General features: G+C 38.6%; 11 protein-coding genes and 1 tRNA gene. 3 read left to right on the plus strand and 9 right to left on the minus strand.

Annotation, left to right across the window (positions count from 1 at the left end):
• Window positions 1-36: 36 nt before the first annotated feature.
• The 7 genes from ACIQYS_RS00985 to ACIQYS_RS01015 form a co-directional block, all read right to left on the minus strand.
• Complete coding sequence (locus tag ACIQYS_RS00985) at window positions 37-1,182, minus strand: acyl-CoA dehydrogenase family protein (RefSeq protein WP_402973512.1); 1,146 nt, start codon at window positions 1,180-1,182, stop codon at window positions 37-39.
• A 247-nt stretch (window positions 1,183-1,429) separates the two neighbouring features.
• Window positions 1,430-2,338 carry a ketopantoate reductase family protein gene (locus tag ACIQYS_RS00990; protein ID WP_402973514.1) on the minus strand — a complete coding sequence of 303 codons (909 nt, stop codon included), beginning with the start codon at window positions 2,336-2,338 and terminating at the stop codon, window positions 1,430-1,432.
• Between the two features lie 11 nt (window positions 2,339-2,349).
• Window positions 2,350-4,023, minus strand: a complete 1,674-nt coding sequence (locus ACIQYS_RS00995; protein WP_402973517.1) for a sigma-54 interaction domain-containing protein — start codon at window positions 4,021-4,023, stop codon at window positions 2,350-2,352.
• Between the two features lie 108 nt (window positions 4,024-4,131).
• On the minus strand, window positions 4,132-4,635 hold the full coding sequence (locus ACIQYS_RS01000) for an MFS transporter (protein WP_402973520.1): 504 nt from the start codon (window positions 4,633-4,635) through the stop codon (window positions 4,132-4,134).
• A gap of 190 nt (window positions 4,636-4,825) precedes the next feature.
• Window positions 4,826-5,179, minus strand: coding sequence for a helix-turn-helix domain-containing protein (locus ACIQYS_RS01005; RefSeq protein WP_402973523.1), 354 nt, complete (start codon window positions 5,177-5,179; stop codon window positions 4,826-4,828).
• A gap of 286 nt (window positions 5,180-5,465) precedes the next feature.
• Window positions 5,466-5,539: transfer RNA gene (locus tag ACIQYS_RS01010), tRNA-Arg, on the minus strand.
• A gap of 460 nt (window positions 5,540-5,999) precedes the next feature.
• Window positions 6,000-6,173, minus strand: coding sequence for a hypothetical protein (locus tag ACIQYS_RS01015; RefSeq protein WP_402973526.1), 174 nt, complete (start codon window positions 6,171-6,173; stop codon window positions 6,000-6,002).
• Between the two features lie 573 nt (window positions 6,174-6,746).
• Between ACIQYS_RS01015 and ACIQYS_RS01020 the strand changes: the two genes are divergently transcribed.
• The 3 genes from ACIQYS_RS01020 to ACIQYS_RS01030 all read left to right on the plus strand — a co-directional run bounded on the left by ACIQYS_RS01020 (window position 6,747) and on the right by ACIQYS_RS01030 (window position 10,491).
• Window positions 6,747-7,133: a DUF485 domain-containing protein gene (locus ACIQYS_RS01020; protein ID WP_402973529.1), complete on the plus strand. Its 387-nt coding sequence runs from the start codon at window positions 6,747-6,749 to the stop codon at window positions 7,131-7,133.
• Window positions 7,117-8,682 (plus strand): sodium/solute symporter, encoded by a 1,566-nt coding sequence (locus ACIQYS_RS01025; protein WP_402973532.1) that lies wholly within the window; start codon window positions 7,117-7,119, stop codon window positions 8,680-8,682. Before ACIQYS_RS01020 ends, ACIQYS_RS01025 begins: the two co-directional genes overlap by 17 nt.
• A gap of 213 nt (window positions 8,683-8,895) precedes the next feature.
• On the plus strand, window positions 8,896-10,491 hold the full coding sequence (locus tag ACIQYS_RS01030) for a long-chain-fatty-acid--CoA ligase (RefSeq protein ID WP_402973535.1): 1,596 nt from the start codon (window positions 8,896-8,898) through the stop codon (window positions 10,489-10,491).
• Window positions 10,492-11,683: 1,192 nt separating this feature from the next.
• On the opposite strand, the gene ACIQYS_RS01035 is transcribed toward ACIQYS_RS01030, so the two are convergent.
• Entirely contained in the window at window positions 11,684-11,899 is a 216-nt protein-coding gene (locus ACIQYS_RS01035; protein WP_402973538.1) for a hypothetical protein, read from the minus strand.
• 26 nt (window positions 11,900-11,925) lie between these two features.
• On the minus strand, window positions 11,926-12,195 hold the full coding sequence (locus tag ACIQYS_RS01040; protein WP_402973541.1) for a tyrosine-type recombinase/integrase: 270 nt from the start codon (window positions 12,193-12,195) through the stop codon (window positions 11,926-11,928).
• Between the last annotated feature and the right edge of the window lie 493 nt (window positions 12,196-12,688).

Below are 12,688 nucleotides of genomic sequence, written 5' to 3' on the forward strand. Positions count from 1 at the left end.
ACAACTTATCGGTCTATAGTAATAACCGCGTATCTATTAATCTTCTAATACGTTACGAGCAATAATGAGTCGTTGAATTTCATTTGTACCTTCGTAAATTTTCGTGATGCGTGCATCACGATAAAATCTTTCAATTGGATAATCCGCTACATATCCCATGCCACCGTGAATTTGAACAGCTTTATCTGCAACTCTATTAAATACATCAGATGCAAAGAGTTTCGCCATGGACGCTTCTTTAATTACCTTTTTTCCATCATCAATCATATGGGCTGCCTTCAATGTCAGCATACGGGCCGCCTCCGTTTCCGTTGCCATATCTGCGAGCATCCATTGAATCGCTTGGTTATCCGCAATTGGCTTACCGAACTGTTTCCTCTCTTTTGCATATGTGGCAGACATTTCGATCAATTTATCGCAAGATCCTACTGCTCTGGCAGCGAGCCCAACACGCCCTTCACCAAGAATTTTCAACGCGGACATATAGCCCATTCCAACTTCTCCGATCACATTTACGTCGGGCACTTCACAGTCTTCAAAAATGAGCTGAGCAGTATAAGAACCACGAAGCCCCATTTTTTTATCGATTTTTCCTATCGTAAAACCAGGAAAATCTTTCTCGATCAAGAACGCGGTAATGCCGCCTTTTGCCCCTTTTTCTTTATCCGTTAAAGCAAAGACGGTAAAAACATCCGCAACCGGCGCGTTTGTAATAAAATGTTTCGTTCCATTTACAATCCATTTATCGCCACGTTTTTCCGCTCTTGTTTCTAAATTGGTTGCATCAGATCCGGCTCCTGGTTCTGAAAGCGCAAATGCCGCAATTTTTTCTCCGGCTGCCATTGCTGGCAAATACTTTTCTTTTAAATAAGGAGAAGCCAATTTCACTAGACCGGTACTTCCTATCCCCGTATGTGCGCTGATCAAGCTCACAAAACCATTATGGGTCCGACCAAGCTGTTCTAGGACAATCGCTTTACCAACCGTATTTAATCCGATTCCACTGTACTCTTCAGGAATACTCATTCCGAACAATCCAAGTTCTTTTGCCTGTTCGATTAAATGCTGCGGAATTTTATCCTCCTCTTCGATTTGCTGTGCGTAAGGTTCTACTTCTCTTTCCACATAGTTCCGAACCATTTGTTTCATTTGTTCAATTTCTGGTTTCAATTGTGTTAGCATGCTCGTTTCCTCCCTTTTATGGTCAATCTCAATGACTATATGGTAGTACTTGCAAGTTACGTGCCAAACTTTAAATTGCTCTTCCTCTTGTTTTTTTGAAGATTCTGTATATTACTAGTTACTCTATAAATTCATTTTTGAATCGAATCATGTGCAATCCTTTCTGTATGCGATTCAAAAATGAATTACCGATTCACTTTTGTTCATTAATTCTAAACAAAATAAAAAACCTGTAATAAATACAGGTTTAAAGGGAACTTTCTTTACTTTTTAATAGTAAATAAACTGTTTTCAATGTGTTAATTGATTTCCCGTGACCATCAGCCTTTTTGACTAAATAGCCTACCAACTCTTCCGCTTCCGACACTTTTCCCTTTCGAATGTCTTGAAGCATCGACGTTGTATGTGTTCTTGCAAATTCCGCATTTTGAAAAGCGATTTGGACGTCTTTTTCATTTAATGGATAGCCGGACAATATGGCCATCTCAATGGATTCCAATCCAATCATCCATGCGATTTGCCTTAAGTAAGGATCATCAAGTATTTGTCCGACTGACCGATCTGTTGCTGCGGATAACGGATTAAATATTAAATTCCATAAATATTTTTTCCATTTTCTCAATAAAATTTGTTTAGAAATATCCGTAGGGATTTCGGCTCCTTTGAAAAGTTCTGAAAACCTCTTTTCTACTTCTTGTCCATCTTCACTTAACGAACCAATCACAAGTTTATACCTTCCACTTTGTTGTATGACACCGGGCGATTCGACTTCCGCCTGAACGTATACCGCTGCAGACAGTACCCGTTCTTTGCCGAATAACTCGACAAGTGTTTCTTCGTTGCTCACGCCATTCTGAAGTGTCATGACATAAGCTGATTCCTGAATCACTTCATTCAGCCTTTCTGCGACCTCTTTCGTATCCCCCGATTTCACACAAAACAAGATGAGTTCACAGTCGGCAAGGTCTTCAACATTTTCGGAAAATGCTTGTTGAATTACTATTTTTTCATTCTCTTTAATGATGGTCAGTCCATTTTTGTTCATTTCGGTTAAGTGAGCCCCGCGTGCAATGTATGTTACATCATGCCCGGCTTCTGAAAAGAAACTGCCGAAAAAAGAGCCGACTGCTCCGCTTCCCATAACTCCAATTTTCATAGACGATTACCCTACCCTTTCAATACAATATTATACTTTTTCAGTTTCCTAACAATCGTTGGTTGACTTGTGTCAAGAGCCTTTGCAAGGTCATATGTTGTCATGTACTTTTCAGCTGCCTGCTTTAACACGTTTTCCTCAGCTCGTTCTACCGCTTTTTTCAATGTAATCGTTTCATTATCTCTAATAGAATAAAAGTATTCTTCTTTTTTGTATTCGGCCGGAAGATGTTCAAGCTTAAGCAGTTCTTCCCTATTAAGCAGTACGATTTGTTCTAGTAAATTCGATAACTCTCTTATATTTCCCGGCCATTGATACCGGTAAAAAAAAGCAGTTAGCTCCGCATCTAATTCTTTTTTCATCCCATACTTCACATTTATATCATTCAAAAATATTTTGATTAACGAATAAATCTCCTCTTTACGCTCTCGTAAAGGGGGGATGGCTATAGGTATGACATTTAAACGATAATAGAGATCTTCACGGAATTTACCCTCCTGAACCATCTCTTTTAAATTCCGATTCGTTGCTGCAATCAGGCGAACATCGATTTTTTTAGTAGACGTACCTCCAACCCGCTGAATTTCTCTTTCTTGAATGACCCTTAGCAATTTCACTTGAAGATCCAATGGCATTTCACCAATTTCATCTAAGAACAAAACGCCTTTATCTGCCATTTCAAACATACCTGGTTTCCCATTCTTATTGGCACCTGTAAAAGCCCCTCCTGCATACCCGAACAATTCCGATTCAAGTAAATTAGCAGGAATAGCACCACAATTCACTTTAATATATTTGCCACTTCTGCTCCGTTCACTTTCATTAAATATATATTTAGCCAGTACATCTTTACCAACTCCAGTTTCACCAAGAATCAGGACCGTAGCTGACACATTCGCAATTCGCTTAGCTGTGTCATAGATGGATTGCATCTGTTTGTTTTTCACAACGGTCTTTAAATCTATGAAAGTACCGCTTCCTTTTAATCCTTCAATTTCCTCTTGGTAGCTTTTATTTAATTCATTCGCTTTACGAAGTGCGGTTTGCAAGTCATTCAGATCGGATAAGTCACGGATATTCGTCACCACGGCTTCCACTTCGCCTTGTTCATCGAAAACCGGATTGCCCGTAAGGAGTGTTTCTTTGCCTGAATAATTGAGTTGCACAAGGGATACACTTCTTTTATTTTTTATGACTTTATCTGTGACAGAATTCTCAAGAATCCCTCGCTTCACTAAAGCGTCCACGTTCTTATTTAAATAGTATTCTTTCGGAATTCCTGTAATTCTTTCAATGGCCGAGTTCGTCCGCAATGTAACGCCATCCCGATTTGTAATGTAAATTCCGTCGTAGGAATTTTCAATGACTGCATCCAGATGCCGATTTAGCAGCTGTAACTCCTTTAGCTCACTGATTTTATTTTCAAGTTCCCGTGACCGAATACCGACATAGACACTCCGATCCTCAGTCAATTGCTCTTTTAAAAAAATATAGCTTTTATCGTTCAATCGGGCTTGAATCAATCTATCTCCCTGCTCGGCATGCCATACTTCAAAGAGTTCTTTGATAGGCTTATGCATAACGTCTTTTTTCATATCGGATAAAAGTCGCTCATTCATGTTGATCACTTCATCATTGAATGATGTTTCAAGACAGAAAAACGGTAAGTTATCTACTACTATCACTTTCAACCCTCCCCCTTGAACAATGTTACCTATATTTTCGGAATAATGCAAAAGTCCAACTGGCAAGAATTTCATTTTTCATTGACTTTTTCTGCTAGCAGCCTTCCTTTATTGAGCTGCAAAGGGGGATGCATACAGGGATAGAATAATCGGAATCAACGATAATACAAACAAAAAAATAAAAACCAACCCAAACCGCAGTAGGCTATCATGGTGATAAGTGAGCAAATTTCCTGAAATGGCAATTCCGATTCCTCCTCCCATATACTGAAACAATTGAAGTGTGCCAATTCCTGTTGGCAATTGATCTTTAGACAAGATTTTCGTTAAAATATTTGGCAAACTTGTTGTTATACAAACAAAGCCGCTACTTGAAAGACTAAAAATAACGATAATGAAAACAATAGAAAGATTTCCACATAAACTTCCCACTAACCCTGCAATAGCCATCAGGAAAGTCCCCCCAAGAGCTACCCACTTAGCACCAATCCGATCAACCATCTTTCCCGCTACGATTGATAGCACAACCGCAGTAATTGCTCCCGGAAATAGAGTGAGACCAATTAATACAGCACTTTCCATTTTGAAAACCCTGGCAAGTTGTAATAGCATTAAGAACAAAACGAAAAGTTACAAAAACCAATGGCAGTAATCGAGAGAAAGGAAGGGTCTTTTATTAAAGTAGGCTGTAAAAACGGCTCTTTGTGGCGGTTAATATGTTTAAAGAATATGACTAGTATCGCGATTAATAAAGGACTGAATAGCCAGGAATAACTGATAATACTTAAAAAAAGGACAATCCCTACGAAAAATTAAGCATGCCAACGTAGTCAAACCCCTTTTTTTCCCATTTTTCAAGAGGGAGTAAACGAAAATAAAACGGTAGACCAATGATCGACAATAGCGAAACGCCAAATAAATATCGCCATCCAAAAAACTCTGTTAGGACACCACCTACCAAAGGGCCAATTCCAAAGCCAATCGGTTGGTCAAAACGATGAATTTCATTCGCTCTATACCATCTCCTCCATGTTTCAATTTGAGATTTATTCTTAATTCCGTATTTCTCCATAATTTCTTTCGTCGTTAACTGACCACTCATTTTTTCTTTTACGACTGCCCATTTAATCTCACTTGTATACACGTTTTTGCCCATACAAAAACACCTCCGATTTAAGTACTTGTTTTAAGTGTACCATTACCGAAGGTGTTTTATATTGTCTCACTATTTTAGGGTAGTCCAGTCTGCATCTACTTCAAAGATACCTTTTTTCTTTGTCATACTGTCTCCTCCACTGAAAATAAGTTAGAGGTAGTAGAACATTTGCAGAGGGATATTGTAGGGATAAAAAAAGGATACTCCCACAGTGTTCTACTCTGCGTTAGTATCCCTTATCTGCCCAAAATCCTGTAATATCAAGGATTGAGACTGTAAAACTGTACGTCCCAGGAGAGATTCGAACTCCCGACCGACGCCTTAGAAGGGCGTTGCTCTATCCAGCTGAGCTACTGAGACTTGATGCGGATTATCACGCTAATTTATACGTGAAGTGATGAGGTCAAGGACTAGTCATCGAACCGACTCATTTATTATAGCACCCACTGAAGAATAACGTCAATACGTTTTTTACTAAATTCCACATGTAACGGCATTATTTACTTATTTTACGAAGTATGTACCGAGGAGTTCTTCGATAATATTCGGCTTATTATCGATTACCTGGTGAGATGGTGAATAATTCCGTACGTAAGTCAAAAATGCGTGAAATCGTGCATAATTGGAAATTGGAAACAACGCTTTTCGGTTCGTGCTAGTTCGATGGCTATTTCGGTTTCCTTCTATCTAATGCATTTAATATTGTAAATCGAACCCTCTGAATATTATCGTTCTTTCCGATAGCATTCCGCTGAAAATCATATATCCAGTCAAAAACTAGTGATATACGGATAACTAAAAAACTACAATTCAATCTAAATTAGTGGACAATGCCCGTCGCCTTCATCTGCTTTAGAACGACTCCTAACGATTCATTAATACTAATAACGCCCTTCTTCGCCGGTATCGACTTGTTTCCAGCCTTCGCTTGCCCATCCGTGAAAATAACCGATAAGTCCGTTTTAACAGTCATAACAGATTTCTTTTTCGTCATAAAAAAACGCCCACTATCCATCCGTTAAATCCTTTTTTATACCAGGCTTTAAAGGGGATGGCATGCTTTTAAAAACAGAAAAATAGTCGACTTAGGAGAACCCTAAAATCTGAAGTGCTTATGAAATTATCTGTCCACAAACGGTGGACACATATTCGGAAAAAAACATGTTGAAACTTTCAGAAAATTTAGTATAATCAAAATTGAGAAGTGACTCATATCTCATAAACACCAAGAGGCACAAATTAGTTAACCAAGAAAGGGATGAAGAAAAGACAAAAATAATTGGACACAGCAGAGGAGATTTTTGGGGAAAAGGTTATTTTGACACTTCCATCATTGAAATTACTTTGAAGGCAGGTGTGGCGCAAAGGAACATTTTATAATTATTTTCCAACAAAAAAGCGATCAATGATGAAATGGTTTATCAATTGAGTTTCGGTCTTCCGGCATCATATTAAACTTACTGTGAAAGAATTTCGTGGGGTTAAAGAAAAGCAAAAAGCCGGCTACCTCGCGTGTTTTGACTGGATGATCCGGCACAAATACAAAATACAAAGGGAGTTAATCTAATTGAAAGAAAAAGAATTTGTCATGACAGATGAGCCCTGTGAAACTATTGACATCAAAAAGCTGCAAAAGTTGGATGAGGAAACAAGGTATATTCTTAGGTCCGAATTTCGAACCGGATTATCATTAACCATTATTTATTTTCTTTTTGTATTTTCGGTTCCGGTGATGAACTGGTTTAAACCGGATTGGGCATTCGCCAAAGTGTTCGGCGGAATGTCCGCCAGTTGGTTTTTAACAACGATAGTTGCCATGGTCATGGCTTTTATCATTGCATTTGTTCATACGAAGCTCTATGAGAGATGGGAAAAGAAAGTTCAGACAATCACGCCTTCATCTAGAAAAGAAGAAGAGAAGGAGACTGTTGTATACGATGCAAATATTTCTTGATCCAAAATATCTTTTTACCATTTTGCTGTTAGGAACCATTGTCTATATTACCTATTTATCAAAAAGGAATGAAAGTGCAAGCGACTTTTTCGTTGGTGGCCGTCAATTCGGATGGTTTACAAATGGTTCAGCGATTGCTGGAGACTACCTGAGCGCTGCCACATTTCTCGGGCTCGCAGGTCTCACCTTCTCCATTGGCTATGACGGAGCCTTTTATACATTTGGCTTTTCAATCGGATTAACACTTTTAGCACTATTTGTTGCCGGCCCATTGCGCCGTTTGGGAGCGTATACCGTAGCCGATTTTGTCGCGTATCGTTTTCATAGTAAACGAGCTAGGATTATCGCAGTAGTCGTTGTTTTGGCTATTTCAGGTTTTTATGCTGCACCGCAGTTGCTTGGAGCAGCATCCATTTTAAGCATGTTTTTCGGGACGTCGTATGAACTTGGAATTTTATTTACAAGTGTTGTAATGATTTTCTATGTCGGGGTCGGCGGAATGAAAGGAACGACAATAAATCAAGCTTTGGAGCTTTGGATTCGATTGGGCGCTTTTATCGTTATGGTTGCGGCTGCCATTTATGGTGGTTTCCATTATCATAAGATTTTGTCAGTTATCAGTGACTTCAGCGGAACAATCATGAACACAGGCGCCTTTACAAAAGACGGAACAGATATTGTTTTTAACGGGGAAACATGGTACAAATCTGGGTTATTTAATCCAAACTTTTGGCACAGCATTTCCATGGTGATCGGGCTCGCACTGGGAGTAATCGGGTTGCCTCATATTTTATTGCGTTTTTATACAAATCCAAATGCCAAAGCCGCGCGTAAGTCTGCAGTTATGTCGATTGGCATCGCCAGTTTATTCTTTGGGCTTGCCGTGTACCTTGGTGTTGTTGGCCGGGCAATCTTTTTGGAAGGGAATGCAAGTTCTGAGGTTATGAAGAACTTGGTTAGCGGCGGCGATAATATGGTGGTTCCGTCCATTGCAACGGCGCTTGGGGGCCAATGGCTTCTAGGATTAGTTATTGCGGGCGCATTTGCGGCAATTTTCTCAAACTTGTCAGGACTGTTTATTGCCAGCTCGGGAGCAATCGCCCATGACTTGTATGCAAAGTTTTCAAAGAAAGAATTAACTGAAAAACAACGTGTTGTTGCCGGAAAATGGGCAATTGTATTTCTTGGAGTGCTCTACGGAATCCTTGGTTTAATGGTGAAAGGTGCTTCTATCGGCCACCTTGTTGCCCTTGCTTTTACCGTCGGGGCAAGCACATTTGCACCCATTTTTATACTTGGCATATGGTGGCGTGGCATCACTGAAAAAGGAGCCATTGCTGGCCTGGTTATGGGCCTTTTAGCATCCTTGTTCATGATCTTTTTCTCATCCGTTCTGCCGGAAGCGTTGCAATTTAGAGTCCCTGGCATCATTACTGTCCCTATCGGCTTCTTATCCGTTTATATCGTATCAAAACTGGATGGAAAAGTGCCTGCAGACGTGAACTCGTTCATGCGGAAGGTTCATGCAAAAGAAGAAGAAGTCGCGTAGTGGGAATGGGCTATTCCTAACCAAGCCCAAATTAGTAGTAATAAAAAAACCAGAGCGATGGCCCTGCAAACGAAATCGACCCTTATCTATAGGATTCCAGCCACAGCTAATTTAAATTGCGTACGCTACTGTAAATTCAGCGTATGGAAATTTTTTCGGATAATAAAATATAAGATAACATATCTTAAAATTAGTTTTATAGGAGGGGTTAACGTGTATGTACCGTTACTATTGACAGATTTTTTAGATCGAGCCGTTAAGCTATATGGAGATAAGACGGCAGTCATTGATGACGAAAAGGTTGTCACTTATTTCGAACTGAATGAAAGAGTAAACAGGCTTTCCCATGGGCTGAAAGAACTGGGGGTCGAAAAAGGTGACCGGGTTGCTATCTTGGCACCGAATACGTTGGAAATGTTAGAAGGGTTCTACGGAGCATTTCAATTGGGAGCCATTACCGTCCCACTAAATATACGGTTGAAACCGAATGATTATTTGTTTATTTTAAACCATAGTGAAACCAAAGTGTTATTTGTGGACTATGAATTGTACGATCTTATCGACCCGGTCAGAGATCAGTTACATGTTGAAAAGATCATTGTCCACGGCGGCGGCAACATCAAATTTGAAGAAGACGATCTTGACTACGATAAGTGGCTGGCCCAATTTCCGGCAAAGCCGTTTGACCGTGCAGAAATGGACGAAAGAGATTTGGCCAGTCTGCTTTACACAAGCGGCACGACAGGAGATCCAAAAGGCGTTATGCTCACTCACCGCAACAATTACATTCAAGCCCTTCAAGTGATGCATCATTTACGTGTAAGTGATCAGGACGTGCTGCTTCATGTGTTGCCAATGTTTCACGTCAATGGTTGGGGCTCGATATTTTATTACACAGGCAACGGTACTACCCAGGTCATGTTAAGAAAAACCCGTCCCGATATTATTTTTGAGAAGCTGCAAAAGCATGGCGTGACGATTATGCACATGGCCCCTACTGTACTGAATTCACTGCTCCAATATTACGATGAAAATAAACCGAATATTAGTCAAAGTCAAAATGTGAGGGTTGTCATTGGAGGTTCCGCACCACCTATTACGTTCATATCAAAAGTAGAGGATGAAATGGGCTGGGAATTCATTCAGATTTATGGAATGACAGAAACGTCCCCGCTGACTCTAACATCCATTATTCGCGCCCAACATTTGGATGAGCCTAAAGAAGTACGATACCGGATGAAATCAAAGGCCGGCTATCAAATGAGCTTAACCGAAGTGAAAGTGGTCAATGAAAATGGGGAAGATGTGGCGCCTAACGGTCAGGAAATCGGAGAACTTGTAATCAGAAGCAACGGTGTGATGGAAGGCTATTGGAAAAATGAAAAGGCGACAAAAGAAGTCATCAAGAATGGTTGGTTTCATACCGGAGATATGGGAGCCGTCGACAGTGATGGTAATATCGAAATTGTCGACAGGAAAAAAGATGTTATTATCAGCGGTGGAGAAAATATTTCGTCCATTGAGGTGGAAAATATCCTGTACGAGCATCCAGCGGTAGTAGAAGCAGCAGTGATCTCTATCCCTCATGAAAAATGGGGAGAGACCCCGCATGCCGTTGTGGTTGTCCGTGATAGAGAAACGGTAACGGAAGAGGAAATCATTGCTTTTGCAAGAGAACGGCTCGCTCACTATAAAGCCCCAACCTCTGTCAGTTTTGTAAAAGAACTACCTAAAACAGGTTCAGGCAAAATACAAAAGGCGCATTTGCGAAGCCATTTTTGGGAAAGTATGAACAAAATGGTTAATTAAGAAGGTAAGTGTTGCAATCGTATTCAATTACATCGCTTCAAACATAAATAGAGCAGAAGGGAAAGTTACATCGAAAAAATAGAAGTGCTAAAATTACAACCTTTTGATACAATGGTTCTCTAATGGAAATCGTAAAAAGCTTTGGTGGAAAACAACATAAGCTGTCAAAGAATTAGAACAACAAATCTATATAACAGCTTAGAAGGAAATTACAGAGGTGGATTTACTTATCACTTACAAACAATATTAAATCAATTCAGTACATTATGAGAAAAGAACCGTTCGGATTGTGAATGATGATTGAGGTAGCGGTGATGTGTCGCTACCTTTTTTATTTCAGCTTTTCTATTTCCATATATATTATCAAAGCAAGTAAAATAACCTAATGATATGGAATAAATAACGATGAATCTAGAATTTCATGTAGTGTCACTTAGTGCCCGGTAGAATTATTTAAAGCTAGCTTTTAACTTAGCTTAAGTAAATGAGATTCTTTGACAAATACCTCTAAAACTATTTCTTAAAGATAAACTACTTTCCTCATCTCTCTAAGTTCAACTAAATGATCTGTTAAATCAATCAGTAAAGACTTTAAACTATGGTAATCTTCTAAAAATGAAACCCCATCTGAAAAAACATCATTTTCATGAGTCAGATTTTTAAGTTCTATCTTTTCGACCAAATATCTTAAATTGTCAAACAGATCAGTATGTATGGTAATAGCACTTTTATGTGGTATTTCTTTACTTAATTCACTAATAATTTTTGCTAGCTCATTTTTTATACATGAATTAAAACAACCTCGATTATCTTAAATTCTTTTAAAGTATCAGTTTTTAGTTGTAAACTTTCTTTTTTATTTATGACATTGCTACTTCCCTTATACAATCCTATTGCAATAAATGACCCAATTAAAGAGCCCAGCCAATCTATCAAAATATGATTGTACTTCCTCAACAGAGCAATTTTCCGAACAGTACCAAATACCAGAAATCATTTTCAGTTTTCGTTAGGTTGTAATTGTCCTTGTGATTCCATCGTTGGCTATGTACTCGTAATTTAAATTCAACGCCAAAATTTTTAAGTTTTAATTTTGTGCCAGGAAGAATGATTGATAGTTTTTGGCTTTAGTTTGTTCATATTGTTTTTCCAATGCATTAATGGTTGATTCGCTTTTGAGTTTGTAACCATGTTAAGTTGCATATTCTTTAACAGCTTCCACATTTTCTTCTAAAACATCAACATTGACATTATTCTCTCCTTCTTTTGTGAAAGTAATGCCGAAATTGTTTTCTTTTTCATCTAAATTCCCTCTTTTGGTAATAATCCCATTTTTCCAACAAATCCTATTAGTTGACATCAGTTGGTGGTTTTTTTGTCCGAATAGCAAAACAAAGGTCGCAATCAACAATTTACCACTACCATTCTTGCGAATTATAAATAGTCCCTCAATGAATCTGCTACTTCTTCAGCATCAATATCCAAGTATTGGGTAGTTACCGCCAAATTCGAGTATCGCAATGCTTTAGAGATTAAAGCAATATTAGCACCCTTATCATATAAACTCTTGGCATATGCTCTCCTAATGGCGTGAGCGTTGATATTGGGTAAATCATACCGCTTGGAATATTTGCTTAATTGTTTTGAAATAGCATTATTGGTTGAACTGGTATTAATGGTGGTTCCTCGTTGAGTTATAAACAAGAAATCATACTCCTGTTAATAGTAAGAGCGTATTTTTTCGTTTTGTTCAATCAGCACTTTATACAATCCAATGAGTTGTTCATCTAATGGCAACTTTAAAAATTCATGATTTTTCATTATGTCACCATTAAGATTTAACATACCATTAGTTAAACCAATGTGACTTTCTCTAATTTGTCCTAATGTGTTTATTCGTACTCCAGTTTTATAAAGAGTAAAATTGCACAGCATCTCGTAAACCTATAAATGTTGAAGTGTCAATAGCGATAGCAATACGTTTAAATCGTTTTGCATCGTGCCTGGTTTAACTTTTTTATCAACTTTGATTTTGAACTGTTAACCAAAATTTAGATTGAAGCCAACCGTTGTTATGACATTTTCCCAACACTGCTTTCAAACATTTTAATCTAGTGCTCTTGGTCGAAGCAGAAACATTCATGCTTTCCAACAATTGATAAATGGTCTACTTTTATTTCCTCAATAAATTTAATGC

Source organism: Psychrobacillus sp. NPDC096426 (assembly GCF_044762745.1).
In the GTDB taxonomy this organism is placed as follows: domain Bacteria; phylum Bacillota; class Bacilli; order Bacillales_A; family Planococcaceae; genus Psychrobacillus.